We start from the raw sequence: 21782 nt of genomic DNA, 5'->3' as shown, positions 1-21782 counted from the left end.
CACGCGGCGGCGCAGTTGAAATTTGCTACGTCTGCCTCCATCACTGTAATCGATCAAAGACGAACCTTTCTTTCCATGCATGCAATCAGCCAGATTCGACTAACATCCAATCATGATCAGCCCGATTATGATGACGAAGATTCCGCTGGCTTGGCTGTGCAAGAGGCTAAGCCTGCGCTTCAGGCGCCGCCGATGTACAAGGTGGTTTTGTTCAACGATGACTACACACCCATGGATTTCGTTGTCGAAGTGCTTGAGGTGTTTTTTAACTTGAATCGCGAATTGGCGACCAAGGTCATGCTGGCCGTTCATACAGAAGGACGGGCAGTGTGCGGCATCTTTACCCGCGACATCGCCGAGACCAAGGCGGCGCAGGTAAACCAGTACGCACGCGAAAGCCAGCATCCGCTACTCTGTGAAATCGAGAAGGACGGTTAACGCCGACCACTTGGGTATGAGGTGAAGCCATGTTAAATCGCGAGCTCGAAGTCACCCTCAATCTGGCCTTCAAGGAAGCACGCTCAAAGCGTCATGAGTTCATGACGGTCGAGCACCTCCTTCTAGCGCTTCTGGATAATGAGGCGGCCGCAACCGTTCTACGCGCCTGTGGCGCAAACCTCGACAAACTCAAGCATGACCTGCAAGAGTTTATTGATTCCACCACCCCCCTGATCCCTGTCCACGACGAAGACCGTGAAACTCAGCCAACCCTGGGTTTTCAACGCGTCTTGCAGCGCGCTGTGTTCCACGTACAAAGCTCCGGCAAACGTGAAGTCACCGGCGCGAATGTGCTGGTGGCGATTTTCAGTGAGCAAGAAAGCCAGGCGGTGTTCTTTCTCAAGCAGCAGAGCGTTGCCCGCATCGATGTGGTCAACTTTATCGCGCATGGTATTTCCAAAGTGCCGGGCCATGGCGATCACGCTGAAAACGAGAACGAAATGCAGGATGAAGAGGGCGGTGAGTCGTCGTCTTCAAGCAATCCTCTGGATGCTTACGCCAGCAACCTGAACGAGCTGGCTCGCCAGGGCCGGATTGATCCGCTGGTGGGGCGTGAAAACGAAGTTGAGCGCGTTGCGCAGATTCTGGCGCGTCGCCGTAAAAACAACCCGCTGCTGGTGGGCGAGGCAGGCGTGGGTAAAACCGCGATTGCCGAAGGCCTGGCCAAGCGCATCGTTGATAACCAGGTGCCGGACCTGCTGGCCAACAGCATCGTCTATTCGCTGGATCTGGGTGCCTTGCTGGCCGGCACCAAGTACCGCGGCGATTTCGAGAAGCGCTTCAAAGCGTTGCTCGGCGAGCTGAAAAAGCGTCCGCAGGCCATTTTGTTCATCGACGAGATCCACACCATTATTGGTGCGGGCGCGGCGTCCGGTGGCGTAATGGACGCTTCCAACCTGCTCAAGCCCCTGCTGTCCTCGGGTGAGATCCGTTGCATTGGTTCGACTACGTTCCAGGAATTTCGCGGGATCTTTGAAAAAGACCGTGCCCTGGCGCGGCGCTTCCAGAAAGTCGACGTGTCCGAACCTTCGGTTGAAGACACCATCGGTATTCTGCGTGGCCTTAAAGGGCGTTTCGAGCAGCATCACGGTATTGAATACACTGATGAGGCCCTGCGTGCGGCGGCCGAGCTGGCGTCACGCTACATCAATGACCGGCACATGCCGGACAAAGCCATTGACGTGATCGACGAGGCGGGGGCGTATCAGCGCCTGCAGCCGGTTGAAAAACGCGCTCTGCGTATCGATGTGCAACAGGTCGAAGACATCGTGGCGAAAATCGCCCGTATTCCGCCTAAGAGCGTCTCCAGCTCCGATAAAGAGCTGCTGCGTAACCTTGAGCGCGACCTCAAGCTGACGGTGTTTGGTCAGGATGCGGCGATTGATTCCTTGTCGACGGCCATCAAGCTGTCGCGTGCCGGGCTCAAGTCGCCAGACAAGCCTGTCGGTTCGTTCCTGTTCGCAGGCCCGACCGGTGTGGGTAAAACCGAAGCTGCGCGCCAGTTGTCCAAGGCGCTGGGTGTTGAGCTGATTCGCTTTGACATGTCCGAGTACATGGAGCGCCACACCGTATCGCGTCTGATCGGTGCGCCTCCAGGCTATGTCGGGTTTGATCAGGGCGGCCTGCTCACCGAAGCCATCACCAAGCAACCGCACTGCGTACTGCTGCTGGATGAAATCGAGAAGGCGCACCCTGAGGTTTTCAACCTGCTGCTGCAGGTCATGGACCACGGCACGCTGACCGATAACAACGGGCGCAAGGCTGACTTCCGTAACGTGATCATCATCATGACCACGAACGCGGGTGCAGAGACGGCTTCACGGGCCTCGATCGGCTTTACCTTGCAGGATCACGCCACCGATGCAATGGAAGTGATCAAGAAGAGCTTCACCCCTGAGTTCCGTAACCGCCTGGACACCATCATTCAATTTGGTCGCCTCAGCCATGAAGTGATCAAACACGTGGTGGACAAGTTCCTCACCGAGTTGCAAGTGCAGTTGGAAGACAAGCACGTGCAGTTGGTGGTGACCGATGCCGCGCGCGGCTGGTTGGCGGCTGGCGGCTACGACGTGACCATGGGCGCCCGCCCGATGGCGCGTCTGATTCAGGACAAAATCAAGCGCCCACTGGCTGAAGAGATTCTCTTTGGTGAGCTGGCTGATCACGGCGGTGTGGTTAACATCGACCTCAAAGACGGCGAGTTGGTCTTCGAGTTTGAAACAGACCTTGAAATGGCTTGATGTGACCGTGAAATAAAAAAAGCGCCGAAAGGCGCTTTTTTTATAGGTAAACCCTGTAGGAGCTGCCGCCTCGTCTTCGACGCCGCGCTGTCGCGTAGCAAGCAGGCCGGCGAGTATCTTCAGCATCCCCCAATCGGTTCCCTCTCCTGCGGGAGAGGGCTAGGGTGAGGGGGGCTTAGATCAAGAGATCGCGAGGCAAGCTCGCTCCTACAGTCAGGCCAGGCGTTCGTCATATCGCAGGCAAACAAAAACGCCCGGCAGAGCCGGGCGTCTTGTATTGACTTGATTAACGAGCGCGGTAAGTGATGCGCCCTTTGCTCAAGTCATAGGGCGTCAGTTCGACGCGCACTTTGTCACCGGTAAGAATACGAATGTAGTTCTTGCGCATCTTGCCGGAAATATGCGCGGTTACGACGTGCCCATTTTCCAACTCCACACGAAACATGGTGTTGGGCAGGGTGTCGACGACAGTGCCTTCCATTTCGAAGCTGTCTTCTTTCGACATGCAGTAAAGCCCTCGGTGTCCAGTGAATGGCCCGGTGCAACTGCGCCAGGCAAAAGCGGCGTGCATTGTGCCCGAAAAGTAGGGTTTAAGCCAAGGGGTTCAGTAAAGAGTGCTCCATCTCTGATTAATCAGCAGCTCAATGGGCCGATATTCAGTCTTGTAATTCATCTTTTTGCAGTTCTTGATCCAGTACCCGAGGTACAGCGCATTCAGCCCTAGGCGGCGGGTTTCGGCAATTTGCCAGAGAATCCCGTAACGGCCCAGGCTGCGGCGCTCTTCGTCAGGCTCGTAGAAGGTATACACCGCCGACAAACCATTGGGCAGCACGTCAGTGACCGCCACGGCCAGTAACCGTCCGTCGAGACGAAACTCGTAAAACGTCGAGAACGGCAAGTCGCGCACCAAAAACGTCGAAAATTGCTCACGGCTTGGCGGGTACATGTCGCCGTCTGCATGCCGTAGTTCGATGTAGCGCTTGTAGAGGGCGAAGTACTCATCGCTAAAACTGGGCTTGGCGGCCTTGACCTGGAGGTCGGTATTGCGTTTGAAAATACGCTTTTGCTGGCGATTGGGGATAAACGTCTGTACCGGGATGCGGGCAGGTGTACACGCATCGCAATTCACGCAATGGGGTCGATAAAGGTGGTCGCCACTGCGACGAAAGCCCATTTCGGACAAGTCGGCATAGACCTGCACATCCATCGGCTGGCTGGGATCGAGGAACAGCGTGGTCGCCTGTTCATCGGGCAGGTAGCTGCAAACGTGAGGTTGAGTGGCATAAAACTTCAAGCGCGCCAGCTCGGTCATGATGGGCCCTCAGGGAAATCTTTGAATTAAGTGTAAGCCAGCCAGCAAAACTCGCCTATCAAACCCACTCTGCGTTTGTAGGTAGATCGAGATGTTTGTGTAGGTAATCGGCGAATTGTTGTCGTGGGATTGAGCGGGCGCCCAGGCTTTCGAGGTGATTGGTCGGCATCTGGCAGTCAATCAGCACAAAGCCCCAGGCCTTCAAGTGACTGACCAGCGTCGCAAACCCCACTTTTGAGGCGTTGTCTGCGCGGCTGAACATGGACTCGCCAAAAAACAATTGGCCCATCGCCAGGCCGTACAAGCCGCCAACCAGTTCGCCGTTGTCCCAGACTTCTACCGAGTGCGCGTGGCCGCGTGCGTGAAGCTCGATGTAGGCATCTTGCATTTTTTCGGTAATCCACGTGCCGTCGGCATAGCTTCGCGGTTCGGCGCAGGCTCGAATAACCCCTTCGAAGTCGCGGTCGAACGTCACGTGGTAACGTTGCTGGCGCAATAGTTTTGCCAGGCTGCGCGAGACATGCAGCTCATGCGGGAATAGCACCGTGCGCGGGTCTGGCGACCACCAGAGTATCGGCTGGCCTTCGGAAAACCACGGGAAGCAGCCATGGCGATAGGCCTGGATCAGCCGGTCAGGGGACAGATCGCCGCCGGCGGCGAGCAAGCCATTGGGTTCGCGCATGGCCGTTGTCAGTGGCGGGAATGTCAGGGTGTCGCGTTTTAACCAGGTCAGCATGGCAATCGGTCTTACAGAAGAGGGGAGGGGGGCTGCAACTCTGTCGCGTTGCCGCGGTCTGAGTCGAGCGGATCCGTGGCTGTCGCGACAGCGCTATAAGTCTTTGTCACACAAGGCAATGCATGCTCAAATTGGCGGCTCTCGGGCGGGCACATGATGATCGCGCCCGGCGCTGGCGTCAGCGTGGCATCCACGGCTTAAACCCGTACAATGGCCCGCCTGTTTGAGCTGTTCTAAACTGCACAACATTCGCCTCACTCCCTGGCGGGCTGGTCTTGGGGTGACGAGTCATATTACAAGGCTGTGTGCAAGGCTAGTCCAGTTTCATGTCTGAACTTGTCACCTGCTCGAATTGAGCAGTATTTTGCAGTCAATCAATTGTTGGGCGCGCCACAGGCGCAGGAAAAGACGCGTTTTGAAGAAATCCACAGCAGCACCTAAAACAGTTCCACTCTGGCGTCAGCAATTGCACTACCGGCTCAAGGAAGGTGCATTGCTCGCTATTGGCGCTCTATGCCTGTTCATGATGATGGCCTTGCTGACCTACGGTAAGGACGACCCCGGCTGGAGCCACAATAGCCGCGTGGTGGATGTGCAGAACTTTGGCGGGCCTGCGGGCGCCTACAGTGCGGACATCCTGTTCATGGTGCTCGGCTATTTTGCCTACATCTTCCCGCTGCTGCTGGCGATCAAGGCGTATCAGATTTTCCGCGAGCGGCATCAGCCGTGGCAGTGGAGCGGCCTGCTGTTTTCGTGGCGGCTGGTCGGCCTGATTTTTCTGGTGCTTTCAGGTGCCGCGCTGGCGCACATTCACTTCCATTCTGCCAGCGGCTTGCCCGCCGGTGCTGGTGGTGCGCTGGGCGAAAGCCTGGGTGATCTGGCGAAGAACGCGCTTAACATTCAAGGCAGTACCTTGCTGCTGATTGCCTTGTTCCTGTTCGGTTTGACTGTTTTTACCGATTTGTCGTGGTTCAAGGTCATGGACGTGACCGGCAAAATCACCCTTGATCTGTTCGAGTTGATCCAGGGCGCCGCGAATCGCTGGTGGTCTGACCGTAATGAGCGCAAGCAACTGGTTGCACAATTGCGTGAAGTCGACACACGGGTTAACGAAGTGGTCGCCCCAAGCGTTCCCGACAAGCGTGAGCAGGCCAAGGCCAAAGAACGCCTGATCGAACGTGAACAGGCGCTGACCAAGCACATGACCGAGCGTGAAAAACACGTGCCGGCTGTAATTACCCCGGCACCGGCCAAAGCGCCGGAGCCGAGCAAGCGTGTGCAAAAAGAGAAACAAGTGCCGTTGTTTGTCGACAGCGCGGTTGAAGGCACCTTGCCTCCGATCTCGATTCTGGACCCGGCCGAGAAGAAACAGCTCAACTATTCCCCTGAATCCCTCGCGGCTGTTGGCCATTTGCTTGAGATCAAGCTCAAGGAATTCGGGGTCGAGGTGGCGGTGGACTCGATTCATCCGGGTCCGGTCATTACCCGTTATGAAATCCAGCCAGCGGCCGGGGTCAAGGTCAGCCGTATCGCCAACCTGGCCAAAGACCTGGCACGTTCGCTGGCCGTGACCAGCGTGCGGGTGGTTGAGGTGATTCCGGGTAAAACCACGGTGGGCATCGAGATCCCCAACGAAGATCGCCAGATCGTGCGCTTCTCCGAAGTGCTGTCGACCCCAGAGTTCGATGACGCCAAATCGCCAGTTACCTTGGCCTTGGGTCATGACATTGGCGGCAAGGCGGTGATTACCGACCTGGCAAAAATGCCGCACCTGTTGGTGGCCGGTACCACCGGTTCTGGTAAGTCGGTGGGCGTGAACGCGATGATCCTGTCGATCCTGTTCAAGTCGGGCCCGGAAGACGCCAAGCTGATCATGATCGACCCGAAAATGCTTGAGCTGTCGATCTACGAAGGCATTCCGCACTTGCTCTGCCCGGTTGTGACCGACATGAAAGACGCGGCCAACGCCCTGCGCTGGAGCGTTGCCGAGATGGAGCGCCGCTACAAGCTGATGGCCAAGATGGGCGTGCGTAACCTGGCCGGTTTCAACCAGAAGATCAAAGATGCCGAAGCGGCGGGTGAGCCGATCAGCGACCCGCTGTACAAGCGCGAAAGCATCCATGACGAAGCGCCGCTGCTGACCAAGCTGCCGACCATCGTGGTGGTGGTCGACGAATTTGCCGACATGATGATGATCGTCGGCAAAAAGGTCGAAGAACTGATTGCCCGTATTGCCCAGAAAGCGCGGGCTGCCGGGATTCACTTGATCCTCGCGACCCAGCGCCCATCGGTAGACGTGATCACCGGTCTGATTAAGGCCAACATCCCGACCCGTATGGCGTTCCAGGTATCGAGCAAAATTGACTCGCGTACCATCATCGACCAGGGTGGCGCCGAACAACTGCTGGGCCACGGTGACATGCTCTACATGCCGCCAGGCACAAGTTTGCCGATTCGGGTACACGGTGCGTTCGTGTCTGACGAAGAAGTGCACCGTGTGGTTGAAGCCTGGAAACAGCGTGGTACACCGGACTATAACGATGACATTCTGGCGGGCGTCGAAGAGCCGGGTAGCGGCTTTGATGGCGGTAGCAGTGAAGGCGGCGATGACGCTGAAACCGATGCGCTGTACGACGAGGCTGTGCAGTTCGTGCTCGAAAGCCGTCGCGCTTCGATCTCTGCGGTTCAACGCAAACTGAAGATCGGCTACAACCGCGCGGCACGCATGATCGAGTCCATGGAAATGGCCGGGGTCGTGACCGCAATGAATACCAACGGCTCGCGCGAAGTGATAGCGCCGGCTCCAATGCGCGACTGATCTGCTCGCAGGTAAGCTGCAAGCAGGGTTTAACTAATCAATGAGGATTTCCATGCGTTTTGTCAGCATGTTGTTGCTACCGGTTTTGGCGTTGACTGCCTTTTCCGCCAGTGCCGCTCCGGCGGATGTACAGAGCCTGACCAACCTTCTGGAACGGTCGAAAACGTTGACGGCCAATTTTTCTCAGTTGACCCTCGATGGCAGCGGCACCCAGTTGCAAGACACCAAAGGGCAAATGGCCTTGCAGCGTCCGGGGTTGTTCTACTGGCACACCGATGCGCCTAACGAGCAGACCATGGTTTCTGATGGCCAGAAAGTCACCTTGTGGGATCCGGACCTGGAGCAGGTCACCATCAAGAAGCTTGATCAGCGTCTGACCCAGACCCCGGCCTTGCTGCTCTCGGGTGATGTCTCAAAAATCAGCGAAAGCTTTGATATCACCTCCAGGCAGTCGGGTGAGGTGATCGACTTCACGCTCAAGCCCAAAACCAAAGACACCCTGTTTGACTCGCTGAACCTGTCTTTTCGCAGTGGCCTGATCAATAACATGCGTCTGGTTGATAGCGTGGGTCAGCGCACTGATCTGCTGTTCACCGGGGTCAAGGCCAACGAGCCGATCCCGGCGTCCAAATTCAAGTTCGATATCCCGAAAGGGGCTGATGTCATCCAGGAATAAGCCCTGGACGAGGTTTCAAACGCTGCTATGGATCTGTTTCGAAGTGCACCGATTGCCCAGCCCTTGGCCGCCCGTCTACGGGCGACCAATCTGGATGAGTATGTCGGTCAACAACACCTGCTCGCCCGGGGCAAGCCCCTGCGTGAAGCGCTGGAGCAGGGCGCGCTGCACTCGATGATCTTCTGGGGGCCGCCCGGTGTGGGTAAAACCACACTGGCGCGGCTGCTGGCTGAAGTCTCGGATGCTCATTTTGAAACGGTCTCGGCCGTCCTGGCCGGGGTCAAAGAGATCCGCCAGGCGGTGGAAATCGCCAAGCAGCAAGCCGGCCAGTACGGGCGGCGGACCATTCTGTTTGTCGACGAAGTGCACCGCTTCAACAAGTCGCAGCAAGATGCGTTCTTGCCCTACGTTGAAGACGGCACCCTGATTTTTATCGGTGCGACCACCGAAAACCCCTCCTTTGAGCTCAACAACGCCCTGTTGTCACGGGCGCGGGTCTACGTGCTCAAAAGCCTCGACGAGGCGGCGTTGCGCAAGTTGGTACACCGGGCGTTGACCGAAGACAAAGGCCTGGGCAAACGCGGCTTGACCTTGGGCGATGAGGGTTTCCAGACGTTGCTCAGGGCCGCTGATGGCGATGGCCGACGTTTGCTCAACCTGCTGGAAAACGCCTCTGACCTGGCCGAAGACCACAGTGAAATCGGCGTCGACCTGTTGCATGACTTGCTGGGCGATACCCAGCGGCGCTTCGACAAAGGCGGTGAAGCGTTTTACGACCAGATCTCGGCCTTGCACAAATCGGTGCGTGGCTCCAATCCGGACGGTGCGTTGTACTGGTTTGCGCGCATGATCGACGGCGGTTGTGACCCGCTGTACATCGCGCGCCGGGTGGTGCGCATGGCCAGTGAAGATATCGGCAACGCTGACCCGCGGGCCTTGAGCCTGTGCCTGTCAGCCTGGGACGTGCAAGAGCGTCTCGGCAGCCCCGAAGGCGAGCTGGCCGTGGCCCAGGCCATTACTTACCTGGCCTGTGCGCCGAAAAGCAACGCGGTGTACATGGGCTTCAAGGCCGCGCTGCGCAGCGCCGCCGAATACGGTTCGCTCGAAGTCCCGCTGCATTTGCGCAATGCCCCGACCAAGCTCATGAAGCAATTGGGTTATGGCGACGAATACCGTTACGCCCACGATGAGCCTGATGCCTATGCTGCCGGTGAAGACTACTTCCCGGATGAGCTGGAGCCGTTACCGTTGTATCAGCCCGTCCCGCGCGGGCTCGAATTGAAGATTGGCGAGAAGCTTAAACACCTGGCTGCACTTGATCGGGCCAGCCCTCTACAGCGGAGAAAACCTTGATTCCTTTGATCGCTGCGGTAACGGTGGGCGGTATTGCAGGTACATTGTTGCGTTTCGCCACGGGCAATTGGGTGAACGCCAATTGGCCAAAGCACTTCTATACCGCGACATTGGCCGTTAATATCGTGGGCTGCCTGCTGATTGGCATCCTTTACGGACTTTTTTTAATCCGCCCGGAAGTACCGATTGAAGTCCGCGCCGGATTAATGGTCGGTTTCCTGGGTGGTTTGACCACTTTTTCATCCTTTTCACTGGATACGGTGCGCCTGCTCGAAAGCGGGCAAGTGCCTTTGGCACTGGGCTATGCAGCCATCAGCGTATTCGGCGGGCTGCTTGCAACCTGGGCTGGCCTGTCCCTGACCAAACTTTGATAAACGAGAAACCGACATGCTCGATTCCAAACTGTTACGTACGAACCTGCAGGACGTAGCGGATCGCCTGGCATCCCGTGGCTTTAAGCTGGACGTGGCGCGCATCGACGCGCTGGAAGCCAAGCGTAAAGAAGTTCAAACCCTGACCGAGCGTCTGCAGGCTGAGCGCAATGCCATCTCCAAGAGCATTGGCCAGGCCAAGGCGCGCGGCGAAGACATCGCGCCACTGATGGCCAGTGTAGAAACCATGGGCAGCGATCTGGCCAACGGCAAGGTTGAGCTGGATGCCATCCAGACCGAACTGGACTCGATTCTGTTGAGCCTGCCGAACCTGCCGGATGAATCGGTACCGGTGGGTGCGGACGAAGACGACAACGTCGAAGTTCGCCGCTGGGGCACGCCAAAAGCCTTTGATTTCGAGATCAAGGACCACGTCGCCCTGGGCGAGCAACACGGCTGGCTGGATTTTGAAACTGCCGCCAAATTGTCCGGCGCCCGTTTTGCCTTGCTGCGTGGGCCGATCGCTCGCCTGCACCGCGCCCTGGCGCAGTTCATGATCAACCTGCACATCAACGAACACGGCTACGAAGAGGCATACACGCCTTACCTGGTTCAGGCACCTGCGCTGCAGGGCACTGGCCAGTTGCCCAAGTTCGAAGAAGACCTGTTCAAGATCAGCCGCGAAGGCGAAGCCGATCTGTACTTGATCCCGACCGCTGAAGTGTCGCTGACCAACATCGTTGCGGGCGAGATCGTCGATCACAAATCGCTGCCGATCAAGTTTGTGGCGCACACGCCATGCTTCCGCAGTGAGGCCGGTGCTTCGGGCCGCGACACGCGCGGCATGATTCGCCAGCACCAGTTCGACAAGGTTGAAATGGTGCAGATCGTCGAGCCTTCGACGTCGATGGACGCGCTGGAAGGCCTGGTCGGCAACGCCGAAAAAGTTCTGCAACTGCTCGAACTGCCATACCGCACCTTGGCGCTGTGCACCGGCGACATGGGCTTCAGCGCAAGCAAGACCTACGATCTGGAAGTGTGGATCCCGAGCCAGGACAAGTACCGCGAGATCTCGTCGTGCTCCAACTGCGGCGATTTCCAGGCCCGTCGTATGCAGGCGCGTTTCCGTAACACCGAAACCGGCAAGCCTGAGCTGGTTCACACCCTCAACGGTTCCGGCCTGGCGGTCGGTCGTACGCTGGTGGCCGTGCTGGAAAACTACCAGCAGGCCGACGGCTCGATCCGTGTGCCAGAAGTGCTTAAGCCTTACATGGGCGGTATTGAGGTCATCGGCTAAATGGAGTTTCTGCCGCTGTTTCATAACCTGCGTGGCCGCCGTGTGCTGGTGGTCGGCGGTGGCGAGATTGCCTTGCGCAAATCTCGCCTGCTGGCCGATGCCGGTGCGGTGTTGCGGGTCGTTGCGCCCGCGATAGAGCCACAGTTGTGCGAGTTGGTAAACAGTAGCGGCGGTGAGCAGGTGTTGCGCGGTTATGTCGAGGCCGACCTTGACGGGTGCGGGCTGGTCATCGCCGCCACCGACGATGAGCCGCTCAACGCTCAAGTGTCCGCTGATGCCCATCGACGTTGCGTGCCGGTCAACGTGGTCGACGCGCCTGCGCTGTGCAGCGTGATTTTCCCTGCCATCGTTGATCGCTCGCCGTTGATCGTTGCCATCTCCAGTGGCGGCGATGCGCCGGTGCTGGCGCGATTGATTCGGGCCAAGATTGAAACCTGGATCCCCTCGACCTATGGGCAACTGGCGGGCTTGGCTGCGCGTTTTCGCAGTCAGGTAAAAAACCTGTTCCCGGATGTGCAACAGCGTCGCGGCTTCTGGGAAGACGTGTTTCAGGGCCCGATTGCCGACCGTCAGTTGGCCGGGCAGGGTGCTGAGGCAGAACGTCTGCTAGAGGCCAAGATCAATGGCGAAGCGACGGTGACCACGGGTGAGGTTTACCTCGTGGGCGCCGGGCCGGGTGACCCGGATCTGCTGACCTTCCGCGCCTTGCGCCTTATGCAACAGGCGGACGTGGTGCTCTACGACCGTCTGGTGGCACCGGCGATTCTGGAACTGTGCCGCCGCGATGCCGAGCGTATCTACGTAGGCAAGCGACGTGCTGATCACGCAGTGCCGCAAGACCAGATCAACCAGCAACTGGTGGACTTGGCCAAGCAAGGCAAGCGCGTGGTGCGGCTCAAAGGCGGTGATCCGTTCATCTTTGGCCGTGGTGGCGAAGAAATCGAAGAGCTGGCAGCCCACGGGATTCCCTTCCAGGTGGTGCCGGGCATTACCGCCGCCAGCGGTTGCGCGGCCTATGCCGGTATTCCGTTGACCCATCGTGACTACGCGCAATCCGTGCGTTTCGTGACAGGCCACCTAAAGGACGGCACCAGCAACTTGCCATGGAACGATCTTGTCGCTCCGGCGCAAACCTTGGTGTTCTACATGGGCCTGATTGGCTTGCCGATTATCTGCGAGCAACTGATTGCCCATGGTCGCTCGGCGGACACCCCGGCTGCATTGATCCAGCAAGGCACCACCTCTAACCAGCGAGTGTTTACCGGCACGTTGAAAGACCTGCCGACCTTGGTCGCAGAGCACGAAGTGCATGCCCCGACCCTGGTGATCGTCGGCGAAGTGGTGTTGCTGCGTGAGAAGCTGGCGTGGTTCGAAGGCGCCCAGTCGCAGGTTTAACTGCGGTGCAAAACACTGTAGGAGCGAGCTCGTCTCGCGATCTTTTGATCCTTTAAAAGATCACGAGGCAAGTTAGCTCCTGCAAATTATTTTCAGCTCCTGTTTTCCCCCACCAGGCTGTCGACCGACGGCACGCGGGTATCGCTTTCCATCTGGGCATCGTGCTCCAACTGGTGACTAAAACGGTCCAGTGAGCCTTGCGCCGGTTGGGCGTCGCTGGCAAAAACCGGCGGGCTCAGCAGGTAAGCACTCAATAAGCGGCTCAACCCCGCCAGACTATCAATGTGCGTGCGCTCATAACCGTGGGTCGCGTCGCAACCAAATGCCAGCAAGGCACAGCGAATGTCGTGCCCCGCCGTGACGGCTGAATGCGCATCACTGAAGTAGTAACGGAACATATCGCGGCGTACCGGTATGTCGTTGTGGGTCGCCAAACCCAACAGGTGCCGTGACAAATGGTAGTCATACGGGCCACCCGAATCCTGCATGGCCACGCTGACTGCATGTTCACTGGAGTGCTGGCCCTCGGCGACGGGCGCAATATCAATGCCGACAAACTCACTCACGTCCCACGGCAAGGCTGCCGCCGCGCCACTGCCGGTTTCTTCGGTGATGGTGAACAGCGGATGGCAGTCGATCAGTGGTTGCTCACCACTCTCGACGATGGCCTTGAGTGCGGCCAGCAAGGCAGCAACACCGGCTTTGTCGTCCAGGTGCCGGGCGCTGATATGGCCGCTTTCGGTGAACTCGGGCAGCGGGTCAAAGGCGACAAAATCCCCAACATTGACCCCCAATGAATCGCAGTCGGCACGCGTCACGCAGTAGGCGTCCAGGCGCAACTCAATGTGGTCCCAGCTCACCGGCAATTCATCCACGGCGGTATTAAACGCATGGCCGGACGCCATTAATGGCAACACGCTGCCGCGAATCACGCCGTTGTCAGTAAACAGGCTGACCCGGCTGCCTTCGGCAAAGCGGCTGGACCAGCAACCAACCGGGGCCAGCACCAGACGGCCGTTGTCTTTGATGGCCCTAACGCTGGCGCCAATGGTGTCCAGGTGAGCTGACACGGCGCGGTCCGGGCCGCTCTGCTGGCCTTTAATCGTGGCGCGCAAGGTGCCGCGCCGGGTCAGTTCAAAGGGGATGCCCAATTCTTCAAGCCGCTCAGCGACGTAACGCACGATGGTGTCGGTAAACCCGGTCGGGCTGGGGATGGCAAGCATTTCCAGGAGAACCCGTTGCAGGTACTCAAGGTCAGGTTCTGGCAGGGCATGACTCATAAAAGCTCCTTTTGCGGGAGAGGCAGTACATAGGGATTGTTGACGTTTCAATGCAGGCGCGAAGAAACGTCAACAGACCCCACCGTTCAGGGGCCGGGCTGGCTGTGCGGAAACAGCAAGTCGATAAAGCGCTCAGCGGTGGGCTGCGGTTCATGGTTGGCCAGCCCGGCGCGCTCGTTCGCTTCGATAAACACGTACTCGGGCTGGTCGGCGCCGGGCACCATCATGTCGAGCCCAACCACCGGGATATCCAGTGCCCGGGCGGCCCGCACGGCCGCATCGGCGAGAACCGGGTGAAGGATGGCCGTGACGTCTTCCAGGCAGCCGCCGGTATGCAAGTTGGCCGTGCGGCGCACCGCCAGCAACTGGCCAGCAGGCAGGATGCTGTCGTAGTCGTAACCAGCCGCTTGCACGGCACGCAGGGTTTCGGCGTCCAGCGGGATGCGGCTTTCGCCTTGGGTGGCGGCCTGACGGCGACGGCTTTGGGCTTCGATCAGTTGACGGACGTTGTGCTGGCCATCGCCGATGACCTGGGCCGGGCGCCGAATGGCGGCCGCGACCACTTCATAACCAATCACTACGATGCGCAGGTCATGGCCTTCGTGGAAGCTTTCGAGCAACACCCGGCTGTCAAAGGCCTGCGCCGCCTTGATCGCATCCTGCACGTGTTCAATGGTTTGCAAATCAACCGCTACCCCATTGCCTTGCTCGCCATCCAGCGGTTTGACCACCACCCGCAGGTGTTCTTCGAGAAACGCGAGGTTGTCATCGGCATTGCCTGCGCGTTGTTGGGTTGGCACGTTCAAACCTGCGGCGCTGAGCACTTTGTGGGTCAGGCTCTTGTCCTGACACAGGCTCATGCTGATGGAGCTGGTCAGATCGGTCAGCGACTCGCGACAGCGAATACGCCGTCCGCCATGGCTGAGGGTGAACAGCCCGGCGTTGGCGTCATCGATGTGCACATCGATGCCGCGTTTGTAGGCTTCCTCAACCAAAATCTGCGCATACGGGTTAAGCCCTGCCTCCGGGCCAGGGCCGAGAAACAACGGTTGGTTGATACCGTTTTTACGTTTGATGGCAAATGTCGACAGGGTGCGAAAGCCCAGTTTGCGGTAGAGGTTCTTGGCTTGCTGGTTGTTGTGCAGCACCGACAGGTCGAGATAACTCAAACCGCGGCTCATAAAGTGTTCGACCAGATGCCGCACCAGCACTTCGCCAACACCGGGGCGCGAGCAATGTGGGTCAACCGCCAGGCACCACAGGCTGCTGCCATTTTCCGGGTCATGGAATGCCGTGTGGTGGTTCAGGCCCATGACGCTGCCAATTACCGCGCCGCTGTCCTCGTCTTCGGCCAGCCAGTACACCGGGCCACCGTTATGACGTGCGGTGAGCAAGTCCGGGTCGACCGGCAGCATGTTGCGCGCCTGATACAAGGCATTGACCGCGCTCCAGTCGGCCTCGCTGCGCACTCGACGAATGCGGAAACCACGAAACACCCGGGTTGCCGGACGGTAATCGGTGAACCACAGGCGCAAGGTGTCCGAAGGGTCGAGAAACAGTTGTTGCGGTGACTGCGCCAAGACCTGTTGCGGCGCGGCCACATATAGGGCGATATCGCGTTCCCCGGCTTGTTCGTTCAGCAGTTCGTTGGCCAGGCGTGCCGGGTCGGGGAAGGTGTGCCCGATCAGCAAGCGGCCCCAGCCGCAGTGCACGGCGACCGGCTGCGTATCCAGCGCGCTGCCATCTTCGGCAAAGCGCGCCTGGAGTCGCTCGTAGGAGGGCGTTTGCCCGCGTAGTAAACGTTGGCTATAGGCGGTGGCAAGGGGTTTCATTGATCAAATTCCTTGTTCGCTCAGCCACAGATTCAGGGCTGCCAATTGCCACAGTTTGGAACCGTTCAGTGGCGTCAGTTGGCTTTGCGGATGGCTCAGCAAGCTATCCAGCATGGCCGGCTGAAACAGCCCGCGATCCTGGCTTGGGTCCAGCAATAGATCGCGTACCCAATTGCGCGTGTTGCCTTCCAGATGCTTGAGACCGGGTACCGGGAAGTAGCCTTTTTTGCGGTCGATGACTTCGCTGGGGATCACCAGGCGCGCGGCTTCCTTGAGCACATGCTTGCCGCCGTTGGGCAGCTTGAAACGCGCCGGGATGCGCGCCGACAGTTCCGCCAGGCGGTAATCCAGAAACGGTGTACGCGCTTCAAGGCCCCAGGCCATGGTCATGTTATCGACACGCTTCACCGGGTCATCCACCAGCATTACCGTGCTGTCCAGACGCAGCGCCTTGTCGACGCCCGCATCGGCGCCGGGCTGGGCAAAGTGCTCGCGCACAAAGTCACCGGCAGCATCGTTGGCGGTCAGCCATTGTGGCTGCACCGTGGCCTGGTACTCGGCATAGCTGCGATCAAAAAAGGCCTCGCGGTAGGCCGCGTAAGGATCGCTGGCGCCATCAACTTGCGGGTACCAGTGGTAACCGGCAAACAATTCATCAGCGCCCTGGCCGCTTTGCACCACCTTGCAATGTTTGGCGACTTCGCGCGACAGCAGGTAAAAGGCGATGCAGTCGTGACTGACCATCGGCTCGCTCATGGCCCGGAAGGCCGCCGGCAATTGCTCGATGATTTCGTTTTCGCCAATGCGTAACTGGTGATGACGGGTGCCGTAATGCTCGGCAATCAGATCCGAATACTCGAATTCATTCCCGCGCTCGCCGCCTGCGTCTGCAAAGCCAATGGAAAAAGTCGACAGATCTTGTACGCCGACTTCCCGCAGCAAACCGACCAGCAGGCTGGAGTCGACACCGCCTGACAGCAGCACGCCGACATCTACCGCAGCGCGCTGGCGAATGGCGACGGCTTCACGGGTGCTGTCCAGCACGCGTTCGCGCCAGTCTTCAAACGTCAGATTGGTCTCATCTGCATGTGGGCCGTAAGGCAGTGTCCACCAGGTTTTTTTCTCGGTGGTGCCGTCGGCGTCAATGCGCAGCCACGTAGCAGGCGGCAGTTTTTCAATGCCTGCAATCAACGTGCGCGGGGCCGGGACCACGGCGTGGAAGTTCAGGTAGTGGTTCAGCGCGACCGGGTCGAGCATCGGGTTGATATCGCCGCCTTTGAGCAGGGCGGGCAGGGTTGAGGCAAAGCGCAGGCGTTCGCCGGTGCGCGACAGGTACAGCGGTTTCACGCCCAAGCGGTCGCGGGCAATGAACAAGCGTTTTGCATCTCGCTCCCATATGGCAAAAGCGAACATGCCATTGAGCTTGGGCAGTAAGGCTTCGCCCCAGGCGTGGTAGCCCTTGAGCAAGACCTCGGTGTCGCCGCCGGAGTAAAAGGCGTAGCCGAGCGCTTCGAGTTCGGCGCGCAGCTCCGGGAAGTTATAGATCGCCCCGTTGAACGCCAGCGACAGGCCCAACTGGTTGTCGATCATGGGTTGCGCCGAGCCGTCCGACAAATCCATGATTTTCAGACGGCGATGGCCCAGGGCTATCGGCCCTTGGCTATGAAAACCCCAGGCATCGGGGCCACGTGGAGCAAGGTGGTGGGTGATGCGTTCGATGGCTGCCAGGTCGGCAGGTTGATGATCAAAACGTAACTCGCCAGCTAATCCGCACATGGTGTGTAAATCCTTGGTATTTCGGCATGTGTGTCACTACCGCTTCAGTCGCCATCCCTAGGGGATGCGGGCAGCGCGGGCACGGTTTAGAGAAGACTTGGCGGGTAGCCATGCCTTCAGCCCAAACGACGCACAGACGTTAAAAATGCCGCGCGCCGCGATGAATGACCGTGTTTTATCGAGTGATCGTGGTCTGGATCGTTCAATAAAATTTACCAACGGTGCTTGTTCGCGGCGCGGATCGGGTCTACGCAGGGGGCGGTTGGCCCCGGCAGCGCGGGGGATGCGCTGCCGGGTAGCAGGCCGGTTTTAAAGCCTGCGCACCAAGGCGCGCACAGCAAAACGGTTGGGGTGGCAAGCTTCTGCGACCGGGCGGGGCAGTGGCAGGGGTTCGTCGTTGATCCAGGCGGCAAGCAGTTCGCCGGACAGCGGTGCGGTGATCAAACCGCGTGAGCCATGGCCGCTGTTGACGTACAAACCGTCAAGCCACGGGCATTCGGTATCGGGCACCTGCCGGGCGTCCTTGCTGAGCACGGCATAGGCTTGGCTGAATGCTTCGGCATCGGCCAGCGGCCCGACAATCGGCAGGTAGTCGGGGCTGGTGCAACGAAACGCGGCCCAGCCTTGCAAGGTCAGCGGGTTGAGGTTTTCTTCGCCGAGACGCTGTACCAGGTCAGGCGAAATTTCTTCCAGCAAATCCAGATTGCCCTGATGGCCTTCAGGTGTGGTGGTCAGGTCTTCGTTATGAAAATCGAAGCTGGCGCCCACCGTGTGCTCGCCCAATCGCCCCGGCGCCACATAACCTTCGGCGCAGACCACAGTTTTAAGCGCCGCGCTTTGCGGGGTTTCAAGCAGTTGGGTGATTTGCCCGCGAATGCGCTTGAGCGGCAAACCGCTGCTGGCCGGGAAGCGTTTGACCTCGGCTGCCCCGGCCAGAATCACCACAGGTGCGCTGGCCAGTACCTGTTCGCCCTGGCAGGCCTGCCATTGGCCCTGCACTTTATTGAGTTGCAGCACATCATGGTGGGTCAAGACGCTGACGTTGGGGTGCAGCGTCTGAAACTGGCACAAAGCGGGCGGATGCACCCAGCCGCCTTCCGGGTAAAAAAGCCCGCCATGGGCCAGGTCTATGCCTGCCAAGGCTTGCGCCTGGGGTTGATCCAGCACGTGCACCAGCGCGGGTGGGAAGGCAGCGGCCAGTTGCTCCTGACGCTCGGCCTCTTTGGCATTGAAGCCCAGTTGCAACACGCCGCAATCATCCCAGTCGCGTCCGCGCTGCAAGTGCTCGAGCACGCGGCGGGTGTAGCCAAAGCCACAGACGATCATTTGCGACAGTGCCGTGCCGTGGGCGGACAGCTTGAGGTACAACACCCCTTGCGGGTTGCCGGAGGCTTCTTTGGCCAAGCGTTCGTGACGCTCCAGCAGCAGCACCTTCCAGCCGCGCTTGGCCAGGCTGTTGGCGCTGGCGCAACCCGACAAACCACCGCCGATCACCAGCGCGGTGCGCGGGCGGCTGATCTGTGGTGGGCGAGCGAACCAGGGTTTGACCGTGGCGCCGGGCAAGGCGGTTTCCGGCAAGCCGAGAAAGACCCCGCGCAGGATCTCCCACTTATGGCCGATACCCGGCGTGCGGCGCATTTTAAAGCCGGCCTCATTCAGCGCGCGGCGTACCCAGCCGGTGCTGGTAAAGGTGCTGAGGGTGGACTCGGGAGCCGCCAAACGGGCCAATTGTGCGAACAGTTCCGGGGTCCACATGTCCGGATTTTTCGCGGGCGCGAAGCCGTCGAGAAACCACGCGTCGACTTGTGCATCGAGCTGTGGCAGTTGCTCCAGCGCATCGCCGATCAGCAGCGTGAGCGTGACCCGGCCATTGGCCAGGCTGAGGGTTTGAAACCCCGGATGAATGGCCCAATAGCTGGCCAGCAGTTGCTCGCTGTAGTGCGCCAGCTCCGGCCAGAGGGCGAGGGCGCGGTGCAGGTCATCGCGGGTCAGGGGGTATTTTTCGGCACTGATGAAATGCAGCCGGGCCTCAGGGTGCGCCGTTTCGTCGAACAGTTGCCACGCACAGAGAAAGTTGAGGCCGGTACCGAAGCCGGTTTCACCAATCACAAAATGCGCGTTGGCAGGCAAGGCGCTGAAGCGCTCGCGCAAGGCATTCTGTTCAATAAAGACGTAACGGGTTTCTTCAAGGCCGGACTTGTCTGAAAAATACACGTCGTCAAACAGTCGCGAATGGGGGCGACCCTGGTCATCCCAGTCGAGCTGGGCATTGGGCATTTCAATGGTCATGTGAGGCTCTGCATCGGCAAGGCGGCCATTCTAGCCGATCGGCCACAGCACGACGGATTGATGACAGTTTTATGCGTTTTGTTGTTACGCACAGGCATCAATCGTCTAGGCTTGTGACATCTTGCCAGGGAGCTTTCCATGTTCGAATCTGCAGAAATCGGTCATTGCGTCGACAAAGAAACCTACGACAGAGAAGTTCCTGCCCTACGCGAGGCTTTGCTTGAGGCGCAGTACGACTTGCACCAGCAAAAGCGCGCAGCGGTGATTGTGCTGATCAACGGCATCGAGGGCGCCGGCAAGGGTGAAACAGTCAAGCTGCTGAGTGAATGGATGGACCCGCGGCTGATTGAGGTGCGCACCTTTGATCAGCAATCGGACGAAGAACTGGCGCGCCCGCCCGCGTGGCGGTACTGGCGTCATTTGCCGGCCAAGGGGCGCATGGGCGTGTTTTTCGGCAATTGGTACAGCCAGATGCTCCAGGCCCGGGTGCACGGGGTGATCAAGGACGCGGTGCTGGATCAAGCGATCACCGGGGCCGAGCGCCTGGAGCGCATGCTCTGTGACGAAGGCGCGGTCATTTTCAAATTCTGGTTTCACTTGTCCAAAAAACAAATGAAAGCACGGCTCAAGGCGTTGAAGGATGACCCGCTGCACAGCTGGCGAATCAGCCCGCTGGACTGGCAGCAATCCAAAACCTACGACAAGTTTGTGCGCTACGGAGAACGTGTACTGCGTCGCACCAGTCGTGATTACGCGCCGTGGCACATCGTTGAAGGTGCCGATCCGCACTACCGCGGCCTGACCGTGGGCAAGATTTTACTTGAAGGGCTGCAAGCCGCGTTAAGCGCGCCCAAAGCACGCCCGCGTTCGATCAACGTGCCGTTGCTGCCTGAAAGCCGAGATGGGTTGAGCCTGCTCGATTGCCTGGACATGACCCAGGTGCTGGAGAAGGATGACTATAAAGAGCAACTGGTCACCGAACAGGCGCGGTTATCGGGCCTGATGCGTGACAAGCGCATGCGCCGTCATGCCTTGATTACGGTGTTCGAGGGCAACGATGCAGCGGGCAAGGGCGGTGCCATTCGCCGCGTTGCGGCGGCACTCGACCCGCGTCAATACAACATCGTGCCGATTGCTGCGCCGTCGCAGGACGAGCGCGCACAACCTTACCTCTGGCGCTTTTGGCGACAGATTCCGGGGCGCGGAAAATTCACCATCTTTGACCGCTCGTGGTATGGGCGGGTGCTGGTAGAGCGGGTCGAGGATTTTTGCACCCAGGCCGACTGGATGCGCGCCTACGGCGAAATCAATGATTTCGAAGAACAACTGAAAAATTCGGGGGTGATCGTCGTCAAGTTCTGGCTGGCGATCGATAAAGACACGCAACTGGAGCGTTTTCAGGAGCGGGAAGCTATCCCGTTCAAGCGTTTCAAAATTACTGAAGAAGACTGGCGTAATCGCGAGAAGTGGGACCTGTACCGCACCGCTGTGTGCGACATGGTTGACCGCACCAGCACGGAAATTTCGCCATGGACACTGGTCGCGGCCAATGACAAACGCTGTGCACGGGTCAAAGTGTTGCGCACCATCAACGAAGCGCTGGAAGCCGCCTTTGCCAAAAGCGACAAACACGTCAAAAAGGGCAAGGCCATGATTCGTATCTAGGCGTTGAGCCGCGCTACGCCTCCTGAATTCGATTTCATACGATCTGTAGGAGCTGCCGCAGGCTGCGATCTTTTGACCTTTAACATCAAAAGATCGCAGCCAGCGGCCCCTCTTATCAAACACAAAATAAGTTATTGATTCTAAAGACCCTGTAGGAGCGAGCTTGTCTCGCGATCTTTTGATCTTGATCTGGCTTTTGATCTTGATCTTAGAGGCCCCGTTAAACCACGCTGGCCGAACGCAG

General features: G+C 58.9%; 16 protein-coding genes. 9 read left to right on the top strand and 7 right to left on the bottom strand.

The window, feature by feature from the left end:
• The first annotated feature begins 75 nt into the window (after nt 1-75).
• Nucleotides 76-438: an ATP-dependent Clp protease adapter ClpS gene (clpS, locus tag GHO41_RS07760; RefSeq protein ID WP_048368539.1), complete on the top strand. Its 363-nt coding sequence runs from the start codon at nt 76-78 to the stop codon at nt 436-438.
• Between the two features lie 29 nt (nt 439-467).
• Nucleotides 468-2738: an ATP-dependent Clp protease ATP-binding subunit ClpA gene (clpA, locus tag GHO41_RS07755; RefSeq protein ID WP_153433326.1), complete on the top strand. Its 2271-nt coding sequence runs from the start codon at nt 468-470 to the stop codon at nt 2736-2738.
• A 286-nt stretch (nt 2739-3024) separates the two neighbouring features.
• On the opposite strand, the gene infA is transcribed toward clpA, so the two are convergent.
• The 3 genes from infA to aat all read right to left on the bottom strand — a co-directional run bounded on the left by infA (nt 3025) and on the right by aat (nt 4786).
• Nucleotides 3025-3243: a translation initiation factor IF-1 gene (gene infA / locus GHO41_RS07750; protein ID WP_002553999.1), complete on the bottom strand. Its 219-nt coding sequence runs from the start codon at nt 3241-3243 to the stop codon at nt 3025-3027.
• 99 nt (nt 3244-3342) lie between these two features.
• Nucleotides 3343-4050, bottom strand: a complete 708-nt coding sequence (locus GHO41_RS07745) for an arginyltransferase (protein WP_048368537.1) — start codon at nt 4048-4050, stop codon at nt 3343-3345.
• 58 nt (nt 4051-4108) lie between these two features.
• A complete protein-coding gene (aat, locus tag GHO41_RS07740; protein ID WP_123750417.1) occupies nt 4109-4786 on the bottom strand; it encodes a leucyl/phenylalanyl-tRNA--protein transferase in 678 nt (225 codons plus the stop codon).
• A gap of 373 nt (nt 4787-5159) precedes the next feature.
• Between aat and GHO41_RS07735 the strand changes: the two genes are divergently transcribed.
• The 6 genes from GHO41_RS07735 to cysG are packed head-to-tail and all read left to right on the top strand — an operon-like array spanning nt 5160 to nt 12696.
• On the top strand, nt 5160-7604 hold the full coding sequence (locus GHO41_RS07735; protein WP_371928870.1) for a DNA translocase FtsK: 2445 nt from the start codon (nt 5160-5162) through the stop codon (nt 7602-7604).
• A 52-nt stretch (nt 7605-7656) separates the two neighbouring features.
• On the top strand, nt 7657-8280 hold the full coding sequence (lolA, locus tag GHO41_RS07730) for an outer membrane lipoprotein chaperone LolA (protein WP_153331500.1): 624 nt from the start codon (nt 7657-7659) through the stop codon (nt 8278-8280).
• A 27-nt stretch (nt 8281-8307) separates the two neighbouring features.
• A complete protein-coding gene (locus GHO41_RS07725) occupies nt 8308-9633 on the top strand; it encodes a replication-associated recombination protein A (protein ID WP_048368533.1) in 1326 nt (441 codons plus the stop codon).
• Nucleotides 9630-10004: a fluoride efflux transporter CrcB gene (crcB, locus tag GHO41_RS07720; protein ID WP_048368532.1), complete on the top strand. Its 375-nt coding sequence runs from the start codon at nt 9630-9632 to the stop codon at nt 10002-10004. The genes GHO41_RS07725 and crcB overlap by 4 nt, the downstream gene beginning before the upstream one ends.
• 16 nt (nt 10005-10020) lie before the next feature.
• Entirely contained in the window at nt 10021-11301 is a 1281-nt protein-coding gene (gene serS, locus GHO41_RS07715; protein ID WP_048368531.1) for a serine--tRNA ligase, read from the top strand.
• Complete coding sequence (cysG, locus tag GHO41_RS07710) at nt 11302-12696, top strand: siroheme synthase CysG (protein WP_048368530.1); 1395 nt, start codon at nt 11302-11304, stop codon at nt 12694-12696.
• A 92-nt stretch (nt 12697-12788) separates the two neighbouring features.
• Here cysG and GHO41_RS07705 read toward each other — a convergent pair whose 3' ends face one another.
• The 4 genes from GHO41_RS07705 to mnmC form a co-directional block, all read right to left on the bottom strand.
• Complete coding sequence (locus GHO41_RS07705; protein ID WP_048368529.1) at nt 12789-13976, bottom strand: osmoprotectant NAGGN system M42 family peptidase; 1188 nt, start codon at nt 13974-13976, stop codon at nt 12789-12791.
• 86 nt (nt 13977-14062) lie between these two features.
• Nucleotides 14063-15808, bottom strand: a complete 1746-nt coding sequence (ngg, locus tag GHO41_RS07700; RefSeq protein WP_153433325.1) for an N-acetylglutaminylglutamine synthetase — start codon at nt 15806-15808, stop codon at nt 14063-14065.
• Between the two features lie 3 nt (nt 15809-15811).
• Nucleotides 15812-17584 carry an N-acetylglutaminylglutamine amidotransferase gene (locus GHO41_RS07695; protein WP_153427833.1) on the bottom strand — a complete coding sequence of 591 codons (1773 nt, stop codon included), beginning with the start codon at nt 17582-17584 and terminating at the stop codon, nt 15812-15814.
• Between the two features lie 309 nt (nt 17585-17893).
• Complete coding sequence (gene mnmC / locus GHO41_RS07690; protein WP_153433324.1) at nt 17894-19873, bottom strand: bifunctional tRNA (5-methylaminomethyl-2-thiouridine)(34)-methyltransferase MnmD/FAD-dependent 5-carboxymethylaminomethyl-2-thiouridine(34) oxidoreductase MnmC; 1980 nt, start codon at nt 19871-19873, stop codon at nt 17894-17896.
• A gap of 138 nt (nt 19874-20011) precedes the next feature.
• Between mnmC and pap the strand changes: the two genes are divergently transcribed.
• Nucleotides 20012-21538 (top strand): polyphosphate:AMP phosphotransferase, encoded by a 1527-nt coding sequence (pap, locus tag GHO41_RS07685; protein ID WP_153433323.1) that lies wholly within the window; start codon nt 20012-20014, stop codon nt 21536-21538.
• Nucleotides 21539-21782 lie beyond the last annotated feature (244 nt).

This window comes from Pseudomonas sp. FSL R10-0399, from assembly GCF_009600165.1.
Classification (GTDB): Bacteria; Pseudomonadota; Gammaproteobacteria; order Pseudomonadales; family Pseudomonadaceae; genus Aquipseudomonas; species Aquipseudomonas helleri.
The sequence above is the reverse complement of the archived record's forward strand: the minus strand, read 5'-3'. Positions and strand labels throughout refer to the sequence as shown.

Coding starts and splice junctions, on each gene's coding strand:
- clpS (WP_048368539.1), top strand. CDS start 76: ATGCATGCAATCAGCCAGATTCGACTAACATCCAATCATGATCAGCCC.
- clpA (WP_153433326.1), top strand. CDS start 468: ATGTTAAATCGCGAGCTCGAAGTCACCCTCAATCTGGCCTTCAAGGAA.
- infA (WP_002553999.1), bottom strand. CDS start 3,243: ATGTCGAAAGAAGACAGCTTCGAAATGGAAGGCACTGTCGTCGACACC.
- GHO41_RS07745 (WP_048368537.1), bottom strand. CDS start 4,050: ATGACCGAGCTGGCGCGCTTGAAGTTTTATGCCACTCAACCTCACGTT.
- aat (WP_123750417.1), bottom strand. CDS start 4,786: ATGCTGACCTGGTTAAAACGCGACACCCTGACATTCCCGCCACTGACA.
- lolA (WP_153331500.1), top strand. CDS start 7,657: ATGCGTTTTGTCAGCATGTTGTTGCTACCGGTTTTGGCGTTGACTGCC.
- GHO41_RS07725 (WP_048368533.1), top strand. CDS start 8,308: ATGGATCTGTTTCGAAGTGCACCGATTGCCCAGCCCTTGGCCGCCCGT.
- serS (WP_048368531.1), top strand. CDS start 10,021: ATGCTCGATTCCAAACTGTTACGTACGAACCTGCAGGACGTAGCGGAT.
- cysG (WP_048368530.1), top strand. CDS start 11,302: ATGGAGTTTCTGCCGCTGTTTCATAACCTGCGTGGCCGCCGTGTGCTG.
- GHO41_RS07705 (WP_048368529.1), bottom strand. CDS start 13,976: ATGAGTCATGCCCTGCCAGAACCTGACCTTGAGTACCTGCAACGGGTT.
- ngg (WP_153433325.1), bottom strand. CDS start 15,808: ATGAAACCCCTTGCCACCGCCTATAGCCAACGTTTACTACGCGGGCAA.
- GHO41_RS07695 (WP_153427833.1), bottom strand. CDS start 17,584: ATGTGCGGATTAGCTGGCGAGTTACGTTTTGATCATCAACCTGCCGAC.
- mnmC (WP_153433324.1), bottom strand. CDS start 19,873: ATGACCATTGAAATGCCCAATGCCCAGCTCGACTGGGATGACCAGGGT.
- pap (WP_153433323.1), top strand. CDS start 20,012: ATGTTCGAATCTGCAGAAATCGGTCATTGCGTCGACAAAGAAACCTAC.